The organism is Streptomyces sp. NPDC048172, from assembly GCF_043202595.1.
GTDB lineage: Bacteria > Actinomycetota > Actinomycetes > Streptomycetales > Streptomycetaceae > Streptomyces.
The window spans coordinates 1786314-1810550 of the sequence record NZ_JBIDAT010000001.1 but is presented as its reverse complement, the minus strand read 5'-3'; the positions used below and the strand labels follow the sequence as shown (position 1 = coordinate 1810550).

Here is a 24237-nt window from a genome sequence, read left to right as displayed (position 1 = left end):
AAGCGAGTCAGCGGGTCACCGGGTCACCGGGTCAGCTCACGCGCCCTGTCGACGTCCTTCGTCATCCGCTCCAGCAGTCCGTCCAGCGTCTCGAACTTCTCCTGGCCACGGATGAACTCCAGGAAGTCCACCGCGACGTGCAGCCCGTACAGATCGAGCCCCACGCGGTCGATCGCGTACGCCTCCACCGTGCGCGTCTTGCCCTCGAACTGCGGGTTGGTGCCCACGGAGATCGCGGCGGGCATGCGCTCGCCGTCGGCCGTCAGCCAGCCCGCGTACACGCCGTCGTCGGGGACCGCGGTGTACGGCAGCGTCTCCACGTTCGCGGTGGGGAAGCCCAGTTCGCGGCCGCGCTGCGCGCCGCGCACCACCACGCCCTCGACACGGTGCGGACGGCCCAGCACCTCCGCGGCCCCGCGCACGTCCCCCTCGGCTACGAGCCGCCGGGCGAGGGTCGAGGAGAAGGGCGCGGCGTCCGGCGCCTCCCCGGCGCACAGGTCGAGGACGGTCACGTCGAAGTCGTACGTACGCCCCAGCTCGGCGAGCGTCTCCACATCGCCCTCGGCGCGGTGCCCGAAGCGGAACGTGGGGCCCTCCACGACGCCGCACGCGTGCAACTTGTCCACCAGGACCTTCACCGCGAAGTCGGCCGGGGACAGCTGCGAGAAGTCAGCGGTGAAGGGCAGCACCAGAACGGCGTCCACGCCCAGCTCCGCCATCAGGTCGGCGCGGCGGTGGTGCGGGGCGAGCAGCGGAGGGTGGCTGCCGGGGCGCACGACCTCGCTCGGGTGCGGGTCGAACGTCACGACGACCGAGGACACGCCCAGCTCGCGCGCCCGCTCCACGGTCCGGCCCAGGATCCGCTGGTGCCCGCGGTGGACCCCGTCGTACGAGCCGATGGTGACGACGCTGCGCCCCCAGCCCTCGGGAATGTCCTCCAAGCCACGCCAGCGCTGCACGTCCGCTCCTCGTCGATGTCCGGTGTCGCTGCCCCGTCAGGTCCCGGTCCGGGCCCTGTCCGGGCCCTGTCCGGGCTGGATGCCGGGGCCGAAGCCCATGAACGGCGAGGTCTCTCGCCGGTCCAAGGGTGCCATGTCGCACGCGCCGCGCCGCAGCCGCCCGGCCGCACCGGGCACCGCCCCACGGCCCTCCGGCCCCTCCCCCGCAACGCCCGCGCCCGCGCGCGTATGCCCGTCGGAACGACCGCCGAGCCCGTCCGTCCCGGTACAGGACGTACCGCCCGGTTCGTCCTACGTCCCGTTCGCCTCCGCCTCCGCCTCCGCCAGCGTCTCGCACATGCGGCGCGCGCTCGGGCCGATCAACGCCGCCCACTCCCCCGGCGCGCCCGCGACCCAGCCGCGCAGCGCGGCGGCGAAGCCCGGGACCTCGCGCGCCAGCTCGACGAGGGCGCGGTCGAAGCCCGCCGCGCCCTCCGGCGTACGCGCCATCGCCAGCCCGACGCGCCGCACCGTCTCCCCGGCGAGCCGCTCCCGGCCCCGGCCCCCCTCCAGCCGCGCGACCGCGCTCAGCGCCGCGTCGAGGACGCGCAGGTCCCGTTCCCCCGCGAGCAGCATCTCCAGCAGTTCGTCGCGCAGCACGCCCTCGCCCGCGCCGAGCACGCGGGCCAGGCTCGCCCGGAACGCCGTCGTCCGGGAGGCGAGCAGCTCCGCGACGAGCGGCCGCAGCACGCCCCGCGCCGACGGCCCGTGCCCCAGCCGCCGCCGTACGAACCCGGCCACGGGCCCGCGCGCCTCGTCCGGGCGGCACTCGGCGTACGCGCGGACGAGCAGCGCGGCGCGCCGGGCCAGCGCGGGCGTACGCACCTCGGCGAGCGCCCGCACCGCGCGCGCCCGCGCGACGCCGCCCGCGTGGGACTCGTGGGACGCCTGGACATCCTCCGTCAGCAGCGTGTGGAAGGCGGCGAGGACCGGCTCGGGGTGGGTGGCGAGCGCCGTGCCCAGCGCGCTCGCCAGCTCCGGTTCGCCGGTCTCCCCGAACCGGGCCAGCGCCGCGTCGACGAAGCGCGAACGGCTGGCGGGGTCGCGGACGAGCAGGGCCAGCGCGGGCCCGTGCAGCGAGCAGTCGCCGGGGCGGCGCAGCAGCGCGAGCGCGGCGTAGCGCAGCAGCTCACGGTCGGCCTCCGTACGGGCCCTGACCGCGACCCGTACTCCGTACATGGCCGCCGCCGCCCGGCGCTCCACCCGGTCGTCGTGCGCCCAGCGGTCGACAGCGCGGCAGAGGGCCGACGGCTCGTCGTGCACCAGCTCGGCCAGGAGTTCGTCCGCACGCGGGTGCGCGGCGCCGACCAGCGCCTCGACCAGGTCGTCCACGGCGTGGCGCCGGTGCGTGTGCAGCAGCGCCTGCGCCGCGGTGGCCACGGTCGGCGCCAGGCGGCCGTCGACCCCGTCGGCGCCCTCGCCACCCTCGCTCCCCTCCCTCCGCGGCAGCGCCCGCAGATCGCTGAACCACTCGCACAGCAGCGGCTGCACGGCGCGCGGCCCGGCGACGAGCAGCTCGCCGAGGACGTCGAGGAACCGGTCGCCCTCTCCGTACGGGCTGTCCGCGGGCAGCAGGAGCCGCAGCAGCTCGGCCTTCTCGCGGGCGTCGAGCGGCAGACGCCGCCAGAACCAGGGCCCGAACCCGTGCCCGAGCGGCCCCTCCGCGAACCGCGCCCCGTCCACGAGCCCGGCGATCCGCTCCGCCAGCGCCCGCAGCACCGCGGCGTACGGGCGCGCGTCGGGCACCCGCAGCAGCGTCTCCCCCAGCAGATGGGCCGCCCACCACGCGGCCTCCTCGCCCGCGTCCCCCGGAGCGAGCGCGTCCACCAGCGGGCGCAGCCGGGGCACCAGCGCGCCCGGCCCGTCCCGGCGCCCGCACAGCAGCAGGGACTGCACGACGGGCCCGATCCGGTGCCGGGGCACGGGAATGGCCACCGACTGCTCGTCCCTGCGGTGCACGAGCGCGTCCAGTGCCCCGTCCAGCTCCAGATGGCGGCCCTGGATCCAGTCGGCGAACTCCTCGTCCGCGAACCGGTATCCGCCCCCCGCCGGTACGAGCACGCCCTCCCCCAGCACGGCGGACGCCCATCCTCCGCCCCAGGGGAAGATCTCCTCGAACGAGGCCCGGTCCAGCCCGCCCTGTCCCGGCCCCAGACAGCGCCGTGCCGCCTCGTGGAGTTGCCCCGCGACACGCGCGGCCCGCCGCCGCACCCCGCCCGCGCCCGCACCCGGATCGGACCGCTCACCCGCCGCGAGCCGCACCGCGATGCGCAGGCATACGAGGTCGAGGTGCGCGGAGAGGATCTCGGCCCGCACCGGCTGCCCGTCGGGCGGCCCGCCCTGCCGCGGCACCCGGTCCGTCCCGACGTCGCGGGACGCCTGCGCGGCGCGTACCTCCGACAGCATCCGTATGGCCAGCGGATGCCCGGCGTCCGCGTCGGCGAGGGCCCCGTCCGGCAGCCCGTACCCGGCCCGCGCGCGCACCGCCTGCCGCGGCGGCAGGTCGCCGAGCCGCACGCACGGGGGCAGGACCGCACCGCCCTGGCCGGGACCGGTGGGCCCGGACCCGGGCCCCGGCCCGGCCTCCAGCGCCATCGCCCCGCCGCTCCAGGCCGCGCCCCGGGGGACGTACAGCATGTCGCGGGGGAAGAGCGCGCCCGCCTGCTCCCAGTGCTCGGGCCTGCACGCCACCGCCAGCCGTGCCCCCGAGGCACGCAGCCAGCTCGACGTGCCGACGGTCCACTGCCGCAGCCCGTGGGCGAGTTGGGGCGGCATCTCCTCGGGGGCGTCGAGCAGGACGAGCAGCGGACGCCGCGCGTCCCGGGCCAGCCGGGCGACGACGTCCGGGTTGGCACCCGGAGGACGACCGCCGTCGGGGCCCGCCTCAGCACTCGCCTCAGGACCCGCCTCAGGACCCGCTCCACGCGACGCCGCGACGATCCGCGCGGCCTCGTCCAGCGCCCGCCCGACGGCCTCCCGCACGCTGCCGTCCCCGGCCCGCAGATCGGCCCCGCGCAGCCAGACGGTCGGCTCGGGCGCCGTCCCGCGAGCCCTCCGCGCCGCGAAGGCGGCCAGCTCGGTCGTACGCCCCGTGCCCGGGTCCCCGACGAGTCCGGCCACGGAGGCGCCGGACCCGGCGAACTCCGTGAACTCCTCCGCGATCTCCGGACGGGCCACCGCGTGCGCGCACCGTTCGACGGCGCGGCCCACCGAGGTGGCCGTGAGCTGGAGCGCGCCCGCGAGGTTGAGGTCGGGCCCGAAGCCGGGGACGCTCGCGCCGTTGCGGCGCAGCAGCACGCCGAGGGGCCCGTCGGGGGCCAGCACGCCAGCGGAGCAGAGCGGCACCGCGTAGCCCGCGGTACGGCCCGGCACGTGCAGCGCGGTGCCGAGGACGCCGAGGACGGCGCCGGTCGCGACGTCCAGCACGGGCGTGCCCGAGGCGCGCCTGCTGAGCCGGAGCTGCGCGCAGGCCGCCTCCGGAAGGGCGAGTTCCAGCACCTGTTCCAGGGGGTGGAAGCGGTCGGTGGAGGTGTAGGTCGCCGAGACCGTGCCGTTCAGCCGGGCCGTGACCGCGCCGCCCACCCCGAGGACGACCTCGGTGCCCACGCCGCCCGTGCCCCCGGCGCCACCGGTCCCCCCGGTGCGCGGCCGTTCGGCGCCGATCACCAGCGGCGCGAGTCCCAGCCCTTCGGTGCGGACCAGCGCGAGGTCCCACTCGGGCAGCGGCGTGATGTCGCCGCTCTCCGCCAGGAACGTACGCTCCCCCGGCGCGTGCACGACGGCGCGGTTGAGGCCGTCGACGGCCTCGTGGCTGGTGACCAGGGTGCCGAGGTCGTCGGCCATGAATCCGGTGCCCCGCGGCCGCCCCGCCAGGTCGCAGATCCGCACCGGCGCGGGCTCTCCACGCTCCGCAGACATCGCCGAACCTCCCCGCTGGCACGCCCCGCTCCTCGACGGTAGAGCGGAGTTGATCAGCGGCGACAGGCCGCGGAGCGAACGCGCCCCCGTCCGCGCCGACGGTTCACTCCGAGCGCCTGCCCGTTGGGGTGAAACCACGTCTCCGAGTGGATATAGAGACATGGGGGACCAGGAGGGGGATCGTGGGGCGGGCGCCGACCAGGCGCCGGCGCCCTCCCCACGACGGGGAACGGTGTCCGAGGGGTGCCGTCGTCAGACGAAGACGGCGAGGCTCTTCGCCCGCCCCTTCGCCTCCGAGACCAGCGCGACGAACCGGTCGCCGGGGCCGAAGACCGCGACGGGACCGGAGCCCTCGCCGTGCGCGGCGGGCATCCTCAGCTGCGCCCCGTTGCCGATCAGCCGGGCCTGCTCCTCGTCGACGTCCCAGCGCGGGAACGCCGCGGCGGCCGCCTCCCCCAGCGGGAGCAGGGGCAGCGGCGCCTCCTTGTCGACATGTTCCTGGAGCTCGTCGAGCGTGCGCGCCCCGTCCAGCCCGTACGGGCCCACGCGGGTGCGCCGCAGCGCCGTCAGGTGCCCGCCGGTGCCGAGCCCCGCGCCGAGGTCGCGCGCCAGCGCGCGGACGTACGTGCCCGAGGAGCACACCACCGAGACCAGGAGGTCGGTCACCGGCGTGCCGTCCTCGGCGGTGTCCTCTCGCATCTCCAGGACCTGGAAGGAGGAGACCGTGACGGGACGTGCCGCCAGCTCGACCTCCTCGCCCTCGCGCACGCGCGCGTAGGCCCGCTTGCCGTCGACCTTCACCGCGCTCACCTTCGACGGGACCTGCATCAGCTCCCCGGTCAGCTTGCCGACGCCCGCGTCCACCGCCTCACGGGTGAGGCCCGCGGCACCGGCCGTGGCCGTGAACTCGCTCTCGGCGTCCTCGGTGACCGTGTCCTGCCCGAGCCGTACGGACGCGACGTACTGCTTGTCGGTCAGCGCGAGGTGACCGAGCAGCCGGGTCGCCTTCTCGGTGCCGATGACGAGCACACCGGTCGCCATCGGGTCCAGCGTCCCGGCGTGCCCCACGCGCCGCGTGCGGGCCATGCCGCGCAGCTTGGCGACCACGTCGTGCGAGGTGAACCCGGCGGGCTTGTCGACGACGAGCAGCCCGCCAGGGCCGTTCTCTCTCTTGCGTGCCACCGGCTCAGGCGTCCCCGTCCTCGTCCTCGTCCGACTCCCCCGGCTTGCGGTACGGGTCGGCCTCTCCGGCATAGGCGGCCCCGGAGGAGGCCTTGCGGACCTCCTCGTCCGCCGCCTTGGCGCGGGCGAGCGCCTCGTCGATGGTCTTGGCGTTCTCGGGAAGGGCGTCCGCCACGAAGGTCAGGCTCGGCGTGTGCTTCACGCCCGCCGCCGCGCCGACGGCCGAGCGGAGCACGCCCTTGGCGCTCTCCAGTCCGGCTGCCGCCGCCTTGCGGTCCTCCTCGTCGCCGTAGACCGTGTAGAAGACCGTGGCCTCCCGCAGGTCTCCGGTGACCCTGGTGTCCGTGACGGTCACATGTGTGCCGAGCCGCGGGTCCTTGATGCCCCGGTGCAGCTTCTCGGCGACCACCTCACGGATGAGGTCCGCGAGCTTCTTAGCCCGAGCGTTGTCGGCCACTGGTCCGTCTCCTTGGTCATGCGCGCTGGTGCGCTCATTCGTCGCTGTTCGCTGTTGGCTATTCGTCTTCGGATCCGTGGATCCGCCGCCGTACGGACAGCAGCTCCACTTCTGGCCGCGCGGCGACGAGCCGCTCGCAGCGGTCCAGCACTTCGGTGAGGTGCCCCGCGTCGCCCGAGACCGCCGCGAGGCCGATATGAGCCCTGCGGTGAAGGTCCTGATCGCCGGTCTCCGCCACGCTCACCGCGTACTTGCGGTGCAGCTCGGCGACGATCGGGCGGACGACGGAGCGCTTCTCCTTCAGCGACCGTACGTCGCCGAGGAGCAGATCGAAGGACAGAGTCCCTACGTACATGCGATACGGGTAGAGCCACCCGGGGGGCGTGAGATCTGTGTGCGGGCCACTCGAACCGTACACGCAACGGCCGGGGCCGATCGACGGAAATAACTCTCCGCCGACCGGCCCCGGCTCGCGAGGTGGGGTTCAGCCGGGCGGCGTCAGCCGCGCGGCTTCTCCCGCATCTCGTAGGTCGCGATGACGTCGTCGACCTTGATGTCGTTGAAGGAACCGAGGTTGATACCGCCCTCGAAGCCCTCGCGGATCTCGGTGACATCGTCCTTGAAGCGGCGCAGGCCCTCGATGTTGAGGTTCTCCGCCACGACCTTGCCGTCGCGCACGAGGCGTGCCTTGGTGTTCCTCTTGACCTCGCCGGAGCGGATCAGGACACCGGCGATGTTGCCCAGCTTGGAGGAGCGGAAGATCTCGCGGATCTCGGCGGTGCCGAGCTCCACCTCCTCGTACTCCGGCTTGAGCATGCCCTTCAGGGCCGCCTCGATCTCCTCGATGACCTGGTAGATCACCGAGTAGTAGCGGACGTCGACGCCCTCGCGCTCGGCCATCTGCGTCGCGCGCCCCTCGGCGCGGACGTTGAAGCCGATCACGATCGCGTCGGAGCCGGTCGCCAGGTCGATGTCGGTCTCGGTGACCGCACCCACACCGCGGTGCAGGATGCGCAGGTCCACCTCTTCACCGACGTCGAGCTGGAGCAGCGAGGACTCCAGGGCCTCGACCGAACCGGACGCGTCGCCCTTGATGATGAGGTTGAGCTGCTGCACCTCGCCCGCCTTGAGCACCTTGTCCAGGTCCTCCAGCGAGACGCGGCGGGTCCGCTTGGCGAAGGCGGCGTTGCGCTCGCGGGCCGCGCGCTTCTCGGCGATCTGACGGGCCGTACGGTCCTCGTCGACCACCAGGAAGTTGTCGCCCGCGCCCGGGACGTTGGTGAGACCGAGCACCAGGACGGGGGTCGAGGGACCCGCCTCCTTGATGTTCTCTCCCTTGTCGTCGAGCATCGCGCGGACCCTGCCGTAGGCGTCGCCCACGACCATGGTCTCGCCGACCTTGAGCGTGCCGCGCTGGACCAGCACGGTCGCCACGGCGCCGCGGCCGCGGTCGAGGTGGGCCTCGATCGCGATGCCCTGCGCGTCCTGCTCCGGGTTGGCCCGCAGGTCGAGCGAGGCGTCCGCGGTCAGGACCACGGCCTCCAGCAGCTCCTCGATGTTCAGCCCCTGGCGCGCGGAGATGTCGACGAACATCGTGTCGCCGCCGTACTCCTCGGCCACCAGGCCGTACTCGGTGAGCTGGCCGCGCACCTTGGTCGGGTCGGCACCCTCGACGTCGATCTTGTTGACCGCGACGACGATCGGGACCTCGGCCGCCTTGGCGTGGTTCAGCGCCTCGACGGTCTGCGGCATCACGCCGTCGTTCGCCGCGACCACGAGGATCGCGATGTCCGTCGACTTGGCACCGCGCGCACGCATGGCGGTGAACGCCTCGTGACCCGGGGTGTCGATGAAGGTGATCTTGCGCTCTTCGCCGTTCACCTCGGTCGACGCCTGGTAGGCACCGATGTGCTGGGTGATGCCGCCGGCCTCGCCCTCGATGACGTTCGTCTTCCGGATGGCGTCCAGAAGGCGCGTCTTACCGTGGTCGACGTGACCCATGACGGTCACCACCGGCGGACGCGCGGCGAGGTTCTCCTCGCCGCCCTCGTCCTCGCCGAACTCGATGTCGAAGGACTCGAGCAGCTCCTTGTCCTCCTCCTCGGGGCTGACGATCTGAACCGTGTAGTTCATCTCGTCACCGAGGAGCTGGAGCGTCTCGTCGGAGACGGACTGGGTCGCGGTGACCATCTCGCCCAGGTTGAACATCACCTGGACCAGCGACGCCGGGTTGGCGTTGATCTTCTCCGCGAAGTCCGTCAGCGAGGCACCGCGCGACAGCCGGACGACCTCGCCCTTGCCGCGCGGCAGCATCACGCCGCCGACCGACGGCGCCTGCATCTGCTCGTACTCCTGGCGCCTCTGCCGCTTCGACTTGCGGCCACGACGCGCCGGACCGCCGGGACGGCCGAACGCGCCCTGCGTGCCACCGCGGCCACCGGGGCCGCCGGGACGACCGGCGAAGCCGGGACGGCCACCGCCGCCGGGACGACCGCCGAAGCCGCCGCCACCGCCCGGACGACCGCCGCCCGGACCGCCACCGCCGCCGGGACGGCCGCCGAAGCCGCCGCCACCGCCGGGACGACCGCCGCCGCCACCGGGACGGCCACCGCCGCCACCGGGACCACCGCGGCCGGGGCCACCGCCACCGGGACGCGGGCCCGCGGCGGGACGCTGCGGCATCATGCCCGGGTTCGGCCGGTTACCACCGCCGCCACCGGGGCGCGGACCGCCCTGCGGGGCCTGCGGACGCGGCATGTTGCCCGGCGTCGCACGGCCGCCGCCCGGGGCCTGCGGCCGCGGGCCACCGCCCTGCGCGCCGCCGCCGGGGCCCTGGCCGCCAGGCTTGGGACCCTGGCCCGGCTTCGGGGCGCCAGGCTTGGGGGCACCGCCCGGACGGGGCGCCTGCGGGCGCGCCATGCCGGTGGAACCACCCGAGGTGAAGGGGTTGTTGCCCGGACGCGGGCCCGAGGGGCGCGCACCCGGCTTGGGGGCACCCTGGCCGCCCGGCTTCGGGCCACGCTGGCCCTCACCACGGCCGCCCTGGCCCTGACCACCCTGACCGCCCTGGCCACCCGGCTTGGGGGCACCCTGGCCACCAGGCTTGGGCGCCTGGCCCGGCTTCGGGGCACCCGGACGCGGGGCCTGCTGCTGCGCGGGCGGCGCGGTGAACTCCGGCTTCGCCGGGGTCACGGGCTGCGCGGGGCCCGGCTTGGGGCCCTGGCCACCGGGCTTCGGCGCCTGGCTCGGCTTCGGGGCGCCCGGAGCGGGCGCCTCGGAGGTCGTGCCCGCGTCGGCCGCCGGCGTCACCGGGGCCTCGGGCGTCTTGGGGGCGCCCGGCTTCGGGGCACCCGGCTTGGGAGCCGCGCTCGCACCCGGCTTGGGTGCGGTCGGCGCGGCGGGCTTCGCGGCTGCCTGCTGGGGCGCCGCGGGCTTCGCGGCGGGCTTCTTCTTGGCGCCGTTGGCACCAGAGCCCGCGTCGAACGCGTCAGTCAGTTTGCGGACTACCGGCGCCTCGATCGTCGAGGACGCCGAACGGACGAATTCACCAAGTTCTTGGAGCTTGGCCATGACGACCTTGCTCTCTACCCCAAGCTCCTTGGCGAGCTCGTATACCCGGACCTTAGCCACTTCGCTCCTTACGGCCCGGGGGATGTCCGCCGGACCTTCGCTACTTATGCATGGGCGTACTCATCGCGTACTCATCGAGTGCTCATCGCAATCTCGACCTACTTCCAACTCGCGAGGTACCTCTCCCGCACGGCGGTCCCGTGCGGGCCTGTTCTCTTACGGTGCTGCCTGCCCGGCCTGCTCCGCCCGTTCCACCTGCTCGCGCAGATCCGCGATGTCGAACGGACCAGGGCCCCGGAAGGCCCTGTTGAACGCCCGGCGGCGGACGGCCTGCTCGAGGCAGGCCGAGACGGGATGCAGATACGCACCCCGGCCGGGCAGCGTACCGCGAAGATCGGGGATACAGCTTGCCCCGGTCAGCACCACACGCAACAGACCGCGTTTGTCCGAGCGCTCCCGGCAACCCACACATGTTCGCTGAGGGCACGCCCTGGCGCGCGTCCGGCCAGACACCTTTTAAGTCTACCTCCCCGAAGCGCCTGACCCCTTGGGGGGTAAGGGCGTCGTTACTCTCCCGAGTCCTGCGCCGCGCGCGCCGGGGCGCGCGGCGGGTCCCGGGGTCAGCCCTGCTCGGCCGCGCGGTCCTGCGCCGGGCCCGGTTCCGGGGCCCCGCCGTCCGCCGTGTCCGGGCGGATGTCGATGCGCCAGCCGGTCAGCCGCGCGGCGAGACGGGCGTTCTGCCCCTCCTTGCCGATGGCCAGCGAGAGCTGGTAGTCGGGCACGGTCACCCGGGCCGAGCGGGCGGCGAGGTCCACGATCTCGACCTTGCTGACCCGGGCCGGGGAGAGCGCGTTGGCCACGAGCTCCGCCGGGTCCTCGGACCAGTCGACGATGTCGATCTTCTCGCCGTGCAGCTCCGCCATCACGTTCCGCACGCGGCCGCCCATCGGGCCGATGCAGGCGCCCTTCGCGTTCAGCCCCGAGCGCGTGGACCGGACGGCGATCTTCGTACGGTGACCTGCCTCACGGGCGATGGCCGCGATGTCGACCGAGCCGTCCGCGATCTCCGGGACCTCCAGCTCGAAGAGCTTCTTGACCAGGTTCGGGTGGGTGCGCGAGAGGGTCACGGACGGGCCGCGCACGCCCTTGGCCACGCGCACCACGTAGGTACGCAGGCGGGTGCCGTGCGAGTAGTCCTCACCGGGCACCTGCTCCTGCGGCGGAAGGATCGCCTCCAGCTTGCCGATGTCGACCAGCACGCTCTTGGGGTCCTTGCCCTGCTGCACGACGCCCGCGACGACATCGCCCTCGCGCCCGGCGTACTCGCCGAAGGTGACCTCCTCCTCGGCGTCCCGCAGGCGCTGGAGGATGACCTGCTTCGCGGTCGTCGCCGCGATCCGGCCGAAGCCGGAAGGAGTGTCGTCGAACTCACGCGGCTCGGCGCCCTCCTCCAGGTCGTCCGGGCTCTCCTTGGCCCAGACCGTGACATGGCCCGACTTCTGGTTCAGCTCGACCCGTGCGTCACGCCTGCTGCCCTCGGTGCGGTGGTACGCGATGAGGAGGGCCGACTCGATCGCCTCGACCAGCAGATCGAGGGAGATCTCCTTCTCCCTCACCAGCCCCCGCAGGGCACTCATATCGATGTCCACGGCTACGCCTCCTCCTTGCTCTCGTCGTCTGCGGCCGCGGACTTCTGCTGCGCCTTCTCAGCGGCCTTGCGGTTGAACTCGATCTCCACGCGCGCCTTCGCGATCTCGCCGAAGGCGAGGCGGCGCCGCGTGGGCTTGCGTCCCTTGACACCCGGCACTTCCAGGTCGACGCCCTCGTCGTCCACGGCGGTGACCCGGGCCGTCAGCTCCTCGCCCCCGGCCTCCTCGGTCAGCCGGACCTTGATCAGCCGCCCGACGGCGCGGCGGTAGTGCCGCTGCTCGGTCAGGGGTCGGTCGGCTCCGGGAGAGGTGACCTCCAGCACGTACGGCGAGCCGCCCATGGCGTCGGTCTCGTCCAGCACACCGGACAGCTCGCGGCTCAGCTCCGCGCAGGTGTCGAGCTGGACCCCGTCGTCCGCGTCCACGACGACGCGGAGGACCCGCCGCTTGCCCGCCGGGGTCACCTCGATCTCTTCGAGATCGAGCCCCCTCTTGCTGACAAGCGGTTCCAGCAGTCCGCGCAGCCTCTCGCTCTGGGTGGTGCTCATCCGGGTGACTCCTCGGCCGCGTGTGCTGTTGTAGGGGGCCTGTGACGGGGGCGTGTCGCCGCACAAGCCTATCGTCTGTGGCGCGCTGCGCCGACCCGACCGGGAAAGCCGGGAGGTGTGGGACGTCCGGGTACGCATGGGGCGACGCGGGGTGGCCGACGAAGCGGTGGGAGCGCGCCCGGGTACGCTCGCGTGGCGGTGATCACCGCCACGCGACGCTCATATGTACGGGCGAGGCCCACGGCCGGGCCCTTAGCCAGGGAGTGCACCATGCCGCTCACGCCGTTCACGGCCGCCGCGGGTCTCCGCAGACGGTCCCTGCTCGCCGGGGCCCTGAGCACCGCCGGACTCGGCGGATCCCTCCTCGTCGCGGGCTGCACCGGGGACTCCGGGGACACCGCCGACGCCGAGCACACGGCGGCCGTACGGCGCGCGCGGCTGCGGGCCGCGCGCGAGAGCGAGTCGCTCCTCGCGCGCTACGACGGGACGGCCGCGGCGCACACCGCGCTCGCCGCCCGGCTGCGTCCCCTGCGGGAGGCCGTGGCGCGGCACGCCGAGGTGCTCCGCGCGGGCGCCTCGGAGGACGCCTCGCGCTCCCCCTCCGCCTCGCCCTCGGGCTCCGCCTCCCCCGGCTCGCCGCGCCCGTCCGCGACGCCCAGCCCCTCGGACGAGGAGCGCTCCCCGGACAAGGCGGCCGTGCCGGGCGACGAGAAGGAGGCGCTCGGCGCGCTCGCCGGTGCCGAACGGCGGCTGGCCGACTCCCGTACGAAAGCCCTCGCCGACGCCCCGCCCGAACTGGCCAGGCTGCTCGCCTCGATCGCCGCGGCGGGCGCCGCGCACGCCTGGCTCCTCGACGAGGGGAAGCCCGACGAGGACGAGGACAAGGACGAGGACAAGGACGAGAAGGACGGCAAGAACGGGGACGAGGGATGAAGCAGCTCGACGCGGTCCAGGCCGCGCTGCGCGCCGAGCACGCGACCGTCTACGGCTACGGGGTCGTCGGCGGACGCGTCGACGAGGACCGCAAGAAGGAGGCCCGCGAGGCGTACGACGCGCACCGCGCGCGCCGTGACACGCTCCGCCGCGCCGTCCGCGACCTCGGCGGCGAGCCCGAACCGGCCGCCGCCGCCTACGCGCTGCCCTTCGCCGTCCCCGACGGCGCCGCGGCCGTACGGCTCGCCGCCGAGCTGGAGGACCGGCTCGCGGGGGTGTACGCCGACCTGGTGCGGGCAAGCGAAGGGGCGCGGCGCCGGGACGCGGCGGGGGCGCTGCGGGAGGCCGCCATCCGGTCGACGCGCTGGAAGGGGAGCGGCGTAGCCTTCCCTGGGCTCCCCGAGCTCGGTGCCTCGGAGGCGGCGCCGCCCGCCCCTTCGGGCTCGCCCTCCGGAGCGCCCTCGGCCTCGCCGAGCGGCACGGGCGCCCCGGGCACGCTCTGACCCTTCCCTCGAAAGGCCCGTCCAGGAATGGCTTCCGCACTGCCCCTCGATCCGCCGCAGCGGCTGGTACGCGCCCTGGAGGCGCAGCCCGACGCGGGGGCGGTCACGACGGCCGACGCCTGGCTGACGGGGCTGTCCGGGCTGGTGCGGCGCTGGCTGGACCGGTGGGAGCTGACGGCCGAGCGCGTGGTCTCGCCCGGCGGCCGCAGCAGCGTGGTGGTCCTCGTGCGGCAGGCCGACGGCACCCCCGCGGCCCTGAAGCTGGTGGCGCCCGACGGCGCGCCCGTACGGGACCGGGCCCTGCGCGAGAGCGCGGCGCTGACCCGCTGGCACGGGCTGTGCGCGGTACGGCTGGTACGGGCCGAGCCCGAGGAGGGCGTGCTGCTGCTGGAGCGGCTGCACGGCGAGGTCTCGCTGCGCTCGCTCCCGGAGGCGAAGGCCACGCTGGAGTCGCTGTCGGTGATCCGGCGCCTGTGGGTGCCCGCCGCTACGGACGACGGGACGTTCGAGACCGTCGCCGCGCACACCGAGGGCGAGGCGGCGCTGATGCGTACGGCCGCGCCCGAGGAGGTACGGCCGCTCGTGGACGCGGCGCTGGAGGCCCGCGCCGAGCTGCTGGCGAACGAGCCGGAGGACGGCGAACGGGTGCTGCTGCACGGCGACTTCCGGCAGGGCGCGGTCCTCGGCGGGGGCGAGCGCGCGCCCTGGCTGGCCGTCGGGCCCGACCCGCTGGTGGGCGAGCCCGCCTACGACCTGGCGCGGCTCGCCCGCGACCGGCTGCACGACCTGATGGCGTCCAGCGGAGCGGCGTCCTCCTCCCGGCGCCGCGTCCACAAGCTCGCCGACTCGCTCGACGTCGACCGCGACCGGGTACGGGGCTGGACCCTGTACCGGGCGGTCGAGTCGGGCGTCCGCAACCTTGCTTGTGGCAACCGTGAGGACGGGGAGATGCTCCTCGACTTCGCGACCTGGCTGTAGGGCACCCCCTTCCCGGATTTCCGGGTAGCGGGTGCCCCTGCCTGTGCTTCGCGGTCCGCGGGAGCGTCGTCGTTGCTCGCGCAGTTCCCCGCGCCCCTAGGACTCCTCGGCGTACGCCCTCAGCCGGGTGATCGCCTCGTCCAGAGGGAGCTCTTCCTTTTCGCCCGTGCGGCGGTCCTTCAGTTCGTAGAGGCCGTCCTTGATGCCGCGGCCCGCTACGAGGATCTTGGGGACGCCGATCAGTTCCGCGTCGGTGAACTTCACGCCCGGGGAGACCCCGGCGCGGTCGTCCACCAGGACGCGCAGGCCCGCGGCGCCCAGCTGCTCGGCGGCCTCCAGTGCGGCCTCGGTCTGGGCGGCCTTGCCCGCCGCGACCACGTGCACGTCGGCCGGGGCGATCTCGCGGGGCCAGCACAGGCCCTGCTCGTCGGCGGTCTGCTCGGCCAGCGCGGCGACGGCGCGGGAGACGCCGATGCCGTACGAGCCCATGGTGACGCGGACCGGCTTGCCGTTCTGGCCGAGGACGTCGAGCTCGAAGGCCTCGGCGTACTTGCGGCCGAGCTGGAAGATGTGGCCGATCTCGATGGCGCGGTCCAGCTCGATGCCCTCGCCGCAGTTGGGGCAGGGGTCGCCGGGCTCGACCACGACGACGTCCAGGTACTGGTCGACCTCGAAGTCACGGCCGCACACGACGTTCTTCGCGTGCTTGCCGTCCTCGTTGGCGCCCGTGACCCAGGAGGTGCCGGGCGCGACGCGCGGGTCGGCGAGGTAGCGGAACGCCTTGCCCGCCATGCCGTCCTGCGGGCCGATGTAGCCCCGTACGAGGTCGTCGCGGCCGACGAAGTCCTCGGCGGTGACCAGCTCGACCTCTGCGGGGGCGAGGGTCTCGGCGAGCTTGCCCATGTCGACCTCGCGGTCGCCGGGGACGCCGACGGCGGTGATCTCGCCGTCGACCTTCACCAGCAGGTTCTTCAGCGTGGCCGAGGCGGGGACGCCCAGGTGGGCGGCGAGGGTCTCGATGGTGGGGGTGTCCGGGGTGTCGAGCTTCTCGACGGCCGGGTGGCCCTCGGTCGAGGAGGGCGCGACGGTGACGGAGACGGCCTCGGTGTTGGCCGCGTATCCGCACGCGGCGCACTGCGCGAAGGTGTCCTCGCCCGCGGGCGCCGGGGCCAGGAACTCCTCGGAGGCCGAGCCGCCCATCGCGCCGGAGATCGCGGAGACGATACGGAAGTCCAGGCCGAGGCGGCGGAAGATGCGCTGGTACGCCGCGCGGTGCAACTGGTAGGACTCCTCCAGCGCCTCGTCGGAGACGTCGAAGCTGTACGAGTCCTTCATCGTGAACTCGCGGCCGCGCAGGATCCCGGCCCGGGGGCGGGCCTCGTCCCGGTACTTGGTCTGGATCTGGTAGAGGATCACGGGCAGGTCCTTGTAGGACGTGCACTGGTCCTTGACCGTCTGGGTGAAGATCTCCTCGTGCGTGGGCCCGAGGAGGTAGTCGCCGCCCTTGCGGTCCTTGAGGCGGAAGAGCAGGTCGCCGTACTCCTCGTAGCGCCCCGAGATCTCGTAGGGCTCCTTGGGGAGGAGGGCCGGGAGGAGGACCTCCTGGCCGCCGATGGCGTCCATCTCCTCGCGCACGACCCGCGTGACGTTCTCCAGCACCTGCTTGCCGAGCGGCAGCCAGGTCCAGATCCCGGCGGCGGCGCGCCGCACGTAGCCGGCGCGGACGAGGAGCTTGTGGTTGAGCGTCTCCGCGTCCGCCGGGTCGTCCCGCAGCGTCTTCAGCATCGACCGGGACAAGCGCTGGACACGGGCTGCCATGGATTTCTCCTGCTCGGGGCCTGGAAGGGGAGGAATGAGTACGGAGCTTATCCGCCTCCCCCGACCGCACGGAAATGCGTTCCGCTCAGTCCCTCGCCAGCGGCAGCGGGGCCCCCATCACCGCGTACGGATTCGGCGCACTGGGGAACATCACTCTGCGCGCGAGGTCCCGGTAGCCCAGGCTGCGGTAGAGGGCGCGGGCCGGGCTGTCGGTGTCGATGGCGGAGAGCAGGGAGCGGGGTTCGCCCGCGCCGTCGGTGAGGGTGGTGATGAGGGCGCGGCCCAGGCCCCGGTGCTGGAAGGCCGGGTGGACGTGGAGCTCGGTGATGACGAAGGAGTCGCTGAGCCAGCCGTCGTGCCCCTCCTGGCGCAGATAGGGGTGAACGACGGTGGACCACCACTGCGTACGGTCGTTGGGCATGCCGTAGACGAAGCCGACGAGCCGCCCGTTCTCCAGCGTGGCGCCGAGGGCGCGGGCGCCGTGCGAGGTCATGTGGCGCTGCACGATGTGCCTGCGGACGCCGATCTCGTCGTCGGTGAGGCCGAAGGCGAGGGCCTGTACCGCGAGGGCGTCGTCCACGCGGGTGGCGAGGTCGAGCGGGCCGATGACCGGCTTCCGTGGGTCCGGGGGCGGCCCCCCGGATGTATGCAGCATGGCGGGGAGGCTACTTCCTCCGTCCCCCTCAGCACAGCACGTCAGAACAGCACGCTCATGAACGCCCCCACCTCGCGGAAGCCGACACGGCGGTAGGCGGCGCGAGCGGGGGTGTTGTAGTCGTTCACGTAGAGGCTCACGACGGGGGCGATGTCGCGGAGCGCGTAGCCGATCACGGCGGCCATGCCGGTCTCCGAGAGTCCCTCGCCGCGCCGCTCGGGGTCGACCCAGACGCCCTGGATCTGGCAGGCGAGGGGGGTGGCGGCGCCGATCTCGGCCTTGAAGACGACCTTGCCGTCCTCGACGCGTGCGAACGAGCGTCCGGAGCTGACCAGTTCGGCGACGCGCGCCTGGTAGACGAGCCCGCCGTCCCCGGCGAGCGGCGAGACGCCGACCTCCTCGGTGAACATGGCGACGCACGCGGGCAGCACGACGTCCATCTCGTGCTTGGCGATACGGCGCACGAGGGGGTCGGGCTCGATGCCGTCCGGCATCGCCTCGGTGACCATCAGCGGCTGGTTGCGCCGGACCTCGCGGGCCGGGCCCCAGTGCGGTTCGAGGTCCGCCCAGAGCGCGGCCGTGGGCCCGGCGGGGCCCACGACGGAGGAGCAGCGGCGGCCCTGGCGCCGGGCGCGCTCGGCGAAGGCGCGGACGGCCTCGGGCCCGGCGCAGAGCGGGACGAGGTTGGCGCCCGCGTAGCACAGGGCCTCCAGGCGCCCGTCGACGTACCAGCCCCACATCTCGCCGCCGAGCCGCCAGGGGTCGAGCCCGGAGACCTGGACGCGCGAGGCCACGAAGGCGTTGTTGACGGGCTCGCGCCGCAGGACGGCGAGCACCTCGTCGAGCTCAGCCGGCTCGACGACCCGGGTGGAGGTGGTGGTCAACAAGGTGTCGGTGCCTCACCGTGCGGTCCAGGGGAGAGAAGGAACGATCTCTCGCACTGTACCTCCGGGCACGCCGGGATGGCTCGCCGTCGGGACGGCTCGCCGCGTGCTCACCGCGGGCCCGGCACGGGCCCGCGGCGGGGCGGGTCAGCCCCCACGGGTCAGCCCCCGGCGGTCACGACGGGCTCGCCGGAGGCGACGCCGTCCTTCTCCATCTGCTCGGCGATCTTCATGGCCTCGTCGATGAGGGTCTCGACGATCTTGGACTCGGGGACGGTCTTGATGACCTCGCCCTTGACGAAGATCTGGCCCTTCCCGTTGCCGGAGGCGACGCCGAGGTCGGCCTCGCGGGCCTCGCCGGGACCGTTGACGACGCAGCCCATGACGGCGACGCGCAGCGGGACCTCCATGCCCTCCAGACCGGCGGTGACCTCGTCCGCGAGCTTGTAGACGTCCACCTGGGCGCGGCCGCAGGAGGGGCAGGAGACGATCTCCAGGCGGCGCTGGCGCAGGCCGAGGGACTCCAGGATCTGGATGCCGACCTTGCACTCCTCGGCCGGGGGCGCGGAGAGCGAGACGCGGATGGTGTCGCCGATGCCCTCGGAGAGCAGCGCGCCGAAGGCCACGGCGGACTTGATGGTGCCCTGGAAGGCGGGCCCGGCCTCGGTGACGCCCAGGTGCAGCGGGTAGTCGCACTGGGCGGCCAGCTGCCGGTAGGCGTTGACCATCACGACCGGGTCGTTGTGCTTGACCGAGATCTTGATGTCGCGGAAGCCGTGCTCCTCGAAGAGCGAGGCCTCCCACAGCGCGGACTCGGCCAGCGCCTCGGGGGTGGCCTTGCCGTACTTCTCCAGGAGCCGCTTGTCCAGGGATCCGGCGTTGACCCCGATGCGGATGGGGGTGCCGTGGTCCTGGGCCGCGCGGGCGATCTCCTTGACCTGGTCGTCGAACTTCTTGATGTTGCCGGGGTTGACCCGGACCGCCGCGCAGCCCGCCTCGATCGCGGCGAAGACGTACTTCGGCTGGAAGTGGATGTCGGCGATGACCGGGATCTGGGACTTCTTGGCGATCACCGGCAGCGCGTCGGCGTCGTCCTGCGTGGGGCACGCCACCCGCACGATCTGGCAGCCGGAGGCGGTCAGCTCGGCGATCTGCTGCAGCGTCGAGCCGATGTCGGAGGTACGGGTGGTCGTCATCGACTGCACGGAGACGGGGGCGTCGCCGCCGACCGCCACGGTGCCGACCTGGATCTTCCTGCTGACCCTCCGGTCGGCGAGCTTGGCCGGAACATCCGGCATTCCGAGCGAAATCGCTGTCATCAGCGTGCAACCCCAACGGTGTCGTTCAGTCCCGGGTTCTGCGGGCTCCAGGCCACCGAGATTACGGCACCGTTGTACCTCGGGGCACATCGATCCCCGGGGACTACGGGAAAGGATGACGCCCCGCACCGTAAACGTGCGGGGCGCATCCGGACGGGCCTCGCTCCGGCGTGCACCTATCCCGCGAGTTTCACGGGGTTCACCACGTCGGCGACCAGGACGAGCAGGGTGAAGCAGAGGAAGATGCCCGCGACGACATACGCCACCGGCATGAGCTTCGCTACGTCGAAGGGGCCGGGGTCGGGGCGCCGGAAGACCTTGGCGAACATCCGGCGTACGGACTCCCACAGCGCACCGGCGATGTGCCCGCCGTCCAGCGGGAGCAGCGGCAGCATGTTGAAGAGGAACAGTGACAGGTTGAAGCCCGCGACCAGGAAGAGCATGGTCGCGACCCGCTGGCTGGCGGGGATGTCGAGGGAGACGACCTCGCCGCCGACCCTGGCGGCGCCCACCACGCCCATCGGGGAGTCCTGCTTGCGCTCGCCGCCGTCGAAGGCCGCGTTCCACAGGTCGGGCACCTTGCCGGGCAGGTCGATCAGGGCCTGCACGCCGTGCTCCATCATGTCGCCCATGCGGCCCACGGCCTGCGGGAAGTCCTGCTTCACGATGCCGCTGGCCGGGGTGAAGCCGAGGAAGCCCGCTGTGACGTATTCGTCGGGGACGTAGGAGCCGTTCCCGTCGGACTTGGCGACCTTGTTCTCGATCAGGTTCGCGTGCAGGGTCCTGGTCTCGCCGTCCCGCTCGACGGTGAGCGTGGCCTTGCCCGTGGTGTCCCTGATGTGCTGCTGGAGGGCGCCCCAGTCCTCGACCTTGCGGCCGTCGAAGGAGACGATCTTGTCGCCGGGCTGCAGGCCTGCGGCCTTCGCCGGGGAGTCCTTGGCGTCGCCGGGGCACTTGTCGGACTGCGCCGAGGCGGGGATCACACACTTGGAGACGGACGAGACGGTCGTCGTCTGGGTGTTCACGCCGAAGGTCATCAGGACCGTCAGGAAGATCACGACGGCCAGGATCAGGTTCATGAAGGGCCCGGCGAACATCACGATCACGCGCTTCCAGGGCTTGCGCGTGTAGAGCATCCGGTGCTCGTCGCCCGGCTTCAGCTCCTCGTACGCCGCCGCGCGCGCGTCCTCGATCATGCCGCGGAACGGCGAGGTCGAGCGCTGCCTGACCGCGCCGTCGTCGCCGGGCGGGAACATGCCGATCATGCGGATGTAGCCGCCGAGGGGGATCGCCTTGATGCCGTACTCGGTCTCGCCCTTGTGCTTGGACCAGATGGTCGGCCCGAAGCCGACCATGAACTGCGGCACGCGCACGCCGAACATCTTGGCGGTGCTGAAGTGCCCCAGCTCGTGCCAGGCGATGGAGAAGAGCAGGCCGACGACGAAGACGACTATGCCGAGAATGGTCATGAAAGTCGTCATGCGCGGGCCTCCGCTGTCTGCGCTGTGTGCGCCTTCTGCGCCAGTTCACGGGCGCGCCTGCGCGCCCAGGTCTCGGCTTCGAGGACATCAGGCAGCGTCAGCCCGGTTCCGTCCGGGGTGCCGTGCTCCTCGACCACAGCCGCCACCGTATCCACGATGCCTGTGAACGGCAGCCTTCCGGCGAGAAAGGCCTCGACGCACTCCTCGTTCGCCGCGTTGAAGACCGCGGGGGCCGTGCCGCCGAGATTTCCCACGTGGCAGGCGAGCGGGACGGAGGGGAACGCCTTCTCGTCGAGCGGGTAGAAGTCCCAGGACATCGCCTCGGTCCAGGAGAAGACGGGTCCCGCCTCGGGCACCCGTTCGGGCCAGCCGATGCCGAGCGCGATGGGGAGCCGCATGTCCGGGGGGCCGCACTGGGCGATCGTGGAGCCGTCCGTGAACTCCACCATCGAGTGGACGGCGGACTGCGGATGGACCACGACCTGGATGCGGTCGAACGGGATGTCGTAGAGCAGGTGGGCCTCGATGACCTCCAGGCCCTTGTTGACCAGCGTCGCCGAGTTGATCGTGATGACGGGGCCCATGTCCCAGGTGGGGTGGGCCAGCGCGTCCTCGGGGGTGACCTCGGCCAGCTCGGCGCGCGTACGGCCGCGGAACGGGCCGCCCGAGGCGGTGACGAGAAGCTTCCGCACCTCGCCGCGGGTACCCCCCATCAGCGCCTGGAAGAGCGCCGAGTGCTCGGAGTCGACCGGCACGATCTGGCCCGGCGCCGCGAGGGCCTTGACCAGGGGGCCGCCGACGATCAGCGACTCCTTGTTGGCGAGGGCCAGCGCTCTGCCCGCCTCCAGCGCCGCGAGGGTGGGCGCGAGGCCGATGGAGCCGGTGATGCCGTTGAGCACCGTGTGGCACGGCGAGGCGGCCAGCTCCGTGGCGGCGTCGGGGCCCGCCAGCACCTCGGGCAGCGGCTCCCCCGGTCCGTACGCGGCACGCAGCGCCTCGCGCAGCTCCCCCGCCTTCTCCTCGCGGGCCACGGCCACCGTCGCCACCCGCAGTTGACGCGCCTGCTCCGCCAGCAGCTCCACGCGCCCGCCCGCGGCCGAGAGGCCGGTGACCCGGAAACGGTCCGGGTTGCTCCGCACCACGTCCACGGCCTGGGTGCCGATCGAGCCGGTGGAGCCGAGGATCACGATGTCACGGGGCGCACCGGCGGCGGGTCCGGCAGAGGCGGGGAAGCGCAGGTGCGGGTCAGCGAGGGAGTCGGTCATGCCCCCATTGTGTCCGCTCCCCCGACCGGGCGGACAGCGAGGATGCCCCCGAGGGGCCACGCCCGTACGCGCGTACGACCGCGGCCCCTCGACGGCGCTCCCGCGTCAGCGGACCGACCGGTGCACGTTCTCCGTCGCGGACGGTCCCGGGAGGGCCTCGGCGATCCAGGGGCCCTCGGTCGAGGGGTCGGTGATGCCCTCCTCCAGCCAGGTGTAGGAGCCGGCGAGGACCTCGCGGACGACCTTGCGGTCGAGGTCGTCGGTGTTGTTCCACAGGCGGCCGAACAGCTCCTCGACGCGCAGCCGGGACTGGCGGCAGAAGGCGTCGGCCAGTTGGCGCGCGGCCTGCCCGTCCTCGCCCGAGACGCGCAGCTTCTCCGCCCGTACGCAGACGGCGCTCATCGCGAACAGCTCGGCGCCGATGTCCACGATCCGGCCGAGGAAGCCCTGCTTGGTCTCCATCCGGCCCTGCCAGCGCGACATCGCGTAGAAGGTCGAACGGGCGAGCTTGCGCGCCGTCCGCTCCACGTAGCGCAGGTGCGGCGCGAGGGTGCCGAACTCGTCGTACGCGCGCGGGAGCTGGCCCGGCCCGGCGACGAGCCTGGGCAGCCACTTCGCGTAGAACGTGCCCGCCGCGACGGCCGCCTTGCGCTTGTCGGCGAGGGTCTTGTCCGGGTCGATGAGGTCCCCGGCGACGGACAGGTGCGCGTCCACGGCCTCGCGGGCGATCAGCAGGTGCATGATCTCGGTCGAGCCCTCGAAGATCCGGTTGATGCGCAGGTCGCGCAGGACCTGCTCGGCGGGGACGCCGCGCTCGCCGCGCGCCGCGAGGGACTCGGCCGTCTCGAAGCCCCGGCCGCCGCGGATCTGCACCAGCTCGTCGGCCATCAGCCAGGCCATCTCGCTGCCGTAGAGCTTGGCGAGCGCTGCCTCGATACGGATGTCGTTGCGGTCCTCGTCGGCCATCTGGGAGGAGAGGTCGAGGACGGCCTCCAGCGCGAAGGTGGTGGCCGCGATGAACGCGATCTTGCCGCCCACGGCCTCGTGCTTCGCGACGGGCCTGCCCCACTGCACCCGGGTCTCGGACCACTCGCGGGCGATCTTCAGGCACCACTTGCCCGCGCCGACGCAGGTGGCGGGGAGGGAGAGCCGCCCGGTGTTGAGGGTGGTGAGGGCGATCTTCAGGCCCGCGCCCTCCGGGCCGATCCGGTTCGCCGCGGGGACGCGCACCCGGTGGAAGCGGGTGACGCCGTTCTCCAGGCCGCGCAGGCCCATGAACGCGTTCCGGTTCTCGACGGTGACGCCCTCGGCGTTCCCCTCCACGACGAACGCGGTGATGCCGCCCCTGTGCCCCTCGGCCTTGCGCTCCTCGCTCTTGGGGACGCGCGCCATGACGACGAGGAGGTCGGCGACGACGCCGTTGGTGGTCCACAGCTTCACGCCGTCCAGCACGTAGTCGTCGCCGTCCGGCACGGCGGTGGTCGCCAGCCGCGCGGGGTCGGAGCCGACGTCCGGCTCGGTGAGGAGGAACGCGGAGATGTCCGTACGGGCGCAGCGCGGCAGGAACGCGTCCTTCTGCTCCTGGGTGCCGAAGAGCTTCACCGGCTGCGGGACACCGATCGACTGGTGCGCGGAGAGGAGAGCGCCGACGGCGGGGCTGGCGGAGCTGACGAGGGCGAGGGCCTTGTTGTAGTAGACCTGCGTGAGGCCCAGGCCGCCGTGCTCGGTGCCGACCTTCATGCCGAGGGCGCCGAGGTCCTTGAGGCCGTTCAGCACCTCGTCGGGGATACGCGCGTCCCGCTCGATGAGGGCGCCGTCGACCTTGGCCTCCACGAACTCCCTGAGCCGGGCGAGGAACTCCTCACCGCGCTCGGCGTCCTCGGGCGCGGGCTCGGGGTGGGGGTGGATGAGGTCGAGGCGGAAGCGGCCCAGGAAGAGCTCCTTGGCGAAGCTCGGCTTGCGCCAGTCCTTCTCACGCGCGGCCTCGGCGACTTCACGTGCTTCGCGCTCGGAGACGGTCATCTCGCTCACCTCGCGGCGATCTGGGAGGGGTCGGCTACCGACGGGTGCTACTCGGTC

At 73.2% G+C, this 24237-nt stretch carries 19 protein-coding genes; 3 read left to right on the top strand and 16 right to left on the bottom strand.

Annotated elements, in window-relative coordinates:
• Positions 1-23: 23 nt before the first annotated feature.
• From ACGF3A_RS08325 to rimP, 9 genes are all read right to left on the bottom strand, one after another.
• The gene (locus tag ACGF3A_RS08325; protein WP_393726991.1) at positions 24-959 is read right to left on the bottom strand and encodes a bifunctional riboflavin kinase/FAD synthetase; all 936 of its coding nucleotides are present in this window, start codon (positions 957-959) and stop codon (positions 24-26) included.
• Between the two features lie 291 nt (positions 960-1250).
• Positions 1251-4916, bottom strand: a complete 3666-nt coding sequence (locus ACGF3A_RS08320; RefSeq protein ID WP_393726989.1) for a trypsin-like peptidase domain-containing protein — start codon at positions 4914-4916, stop codon at positions 1251-1253.
• 252 nt (positions 4917-5168) lie between these two features.
• Entirely contained in the window at positions 5169-6098 is a 930-nt protein-coding gene (truB, locus tag ACGF3A_RS08315) for a tRNA pseudouridine(55) synthase TruB (RefSeq protein WP_393726987.1), read from the bottom strand.
• Positions 6099-6102: 4 nt separating this feature from the next.
• Positions 6103-6555, bottom strand: coding sequence for a 30S ribosome-binding factor RbfA (rbfA, locus tag ACGF3A_RS08310; RefSeq protein WP_393726985.1), 453 nt, complete (start codon positions 6553-6555; stop codon positions 6103-6105).
• Between the two features lie 58 nt (positions 6556-6613).
• Positions 6614-6910: a DUF503 domain-containing protein gene (locus tag ACGF3A_RS08305; protein WP_393726983.1), complete on the bottom strand. Its 297-nt coding sequence runs from the start codon at positions 6908-6910 to the stop codon at positions 6614-6616.
• A 143-nt stretch (positions 6911-7053) separates the two neighbouring features.
• A complete protein-coding gene (infB, locus tag ACGF3A_RS08300; protein WP_393726981.1) occupies positions 7054-10185 on the bottom strand; it encodes a translation initiation factor IF-2 in 3132 nt (1043 codons plus the stop codon).
• A 156-nt stretch (positions 10186-10341) separates the two neighbouring features.
• On the bottom strand, positions 10342-10638 hold the full coding sequence (locus ACGF3A_RS08295) for a YlxR family protein (protein WP_393726979.1): 297 nt from the start codon (positions 10636-10638) through the stop codon (positions 10342-10344).
• A gap of 107 nt (positions 10639-10745) precedes the next feature.
• A complete protein-coding gene (gene nusA, locus ACGF3A_RS08290; RefSeq protein ID WP_393726977.1) occupies positions 10746-11774 on the bottom strand; it encodes a transcription termination factor NusA in 1029 nt (342 codons plus the stop codon).
• A 2-nt stretch (positions 11775-11776) separates the two neighbouring features.
• Positions 11777-12322, bottom strand: a complete 546-nt coding sequence (rimP, locus tag ACGF3A_RS08285) for a ribosome maturation factor RimP (RefSeq protein ID WP_393726975.1) — start codon at positions 12320-12322, stop codon at positions 11777-11779.
• Positions 12323-12592: 270 nt separating this feature from the next.
• Between rimP and ACGF3A_RS08280 the strand changes: the two genes are divergently transcribed.
• From ACGF3A_RS08280 to ACGF3A_RS08270, 3 genes are read left to right on the top strand one after another with little or no spacing between them, the layout of a single operon-like run.
• On the top strand, positions 12593-13255 hold the full coding sequence (locus ACGF3A_RS08280) for a hypothetical protein (protein ID WP_393726973.1): 663 nt from the start codon (positions 12593-12595) through the stop codon (positions 13253-13255).
• Positions 13252-13758, top strand: a complete 507-nt coding sequence (locus ACGF3A_RS08275) for a ferritin-like domain-containing protein (protein ID WP_393726971.1) — start codon at positions 13252-13254, stop codon at positions 13756-13758. Before ACGF3A_RS08280 ends, ACGF3A_RS08275 begins: the two co-directional genes overlap by 4 nt.
• A 27-nt stretch (positions 13759-13785) precedes the next feature.
• Positions 13786-14736 (top strand): aminoglycoside phosphotransferase family protein, encoded by a 951-nt coding sequence (locus ACGF3A_RS08270; protein WP_393726969.1) that lies wholly within the window; start codon positions 13786-13788, stop codon positions 14734-14736.
• A gap of 96 nt (positions 14737-14832) precedes the next feature.
• Here the strand turns inward: ACGF3A_RS08270 and ACGF3A_RS08265 are convergent, their stop codons facing one another.
• The 7 genes from ACGF3A_RS08265 to ACGF3A_RS08235 form a co-directional block, all read right to left on the bottom strand.
• Complete coding sequence (locus tag ACGF3A_RS08265) at positions 14833-16554, bottom strand: proline--tRNA ligase (protein ID WP_393726967.1); 1722 nt, start codon at positions 16552-16554, stop codon at positions 14833-14835.
• Between the two features lie 85 nt (positions 16555-16639).
• A complete protein-coding gene (locus ACGF3A_RS08260; protein WP_393726965.1) occupies positions 16640-17209 on the bottom strand; it encodes a GNAT family N-acetyltransferase in 570 nt (189 codons plus the stop codon).
• A gap of 41 nt (positions 17210-17250) precedes the next feature.
• Positions 17251-18096 (bottom strand): GNAT family N-acetyltransferase, encoded by an 846-nt coding sequence (locus ACGF3A_RS08255; protein ID WP_393726963.1) that lies wholly within the window; start codon positions 18094-18096, stop codon positions 17251-17253.
• Between the two features lie 158 nt (positions 18097-18254).
• Positions 18255-19412: a flavodoxin-dependent (E)-4-hydroxy-3-methylbut-2-enyl-diphosphate synthase gene (ispG, locus tag ACGF3A_RS08250; protein ID WP_393726961.1), complete on the bottom strand. Its 1158-nt coding sequence runs from the start codon at positions 19410-19412 to the stop codon at positions 18255-18257.
• Between the two features lie 176 nt (positions 19413-19588).
• Positions 19589-20893 carry a M50 family metallopeptidase gene (locus tag ACGF3A_RS08245; RefSeq protein ID WP_393726959.1) on the bottom strand — a complete coding sequence of 435 codons (1305 nt, stop codon included), beginning with the start codon at positions 20891-20893 and terminating at the stop codon, positions 19589-19591.
• Positions 20890-22158, bottom strand: a complete 1269-nt coding sequence (gene dxr, locus ACGF3A_RS08240; protein ID WP_393726957.1) for a 1-deoxy-D-xylulose-5-phosphate reductoisomerase — start codon at positions 22156-22158, stop codon at positions 20890-20892. The genes ACGF3A_RS08245 and dxr overlap by 4 nt, the downstream gene beginning before the upstream one ends.
• 105 nt (positions 22159-22263) lie before the next feature.
• Complete coding sequence (locus ACGF3A_RS08235) at positions 22264-24180, bottom strand: acyl-CoA dehydrogenase family protein (RefSeq protein WP_393726955.1); 1917 nt, start codon at positions 24178-24180, stop codon at positions 22264-22266.
• Between the last annotated feature and the right edge of the window lie 57 nt (positions 24181-24237).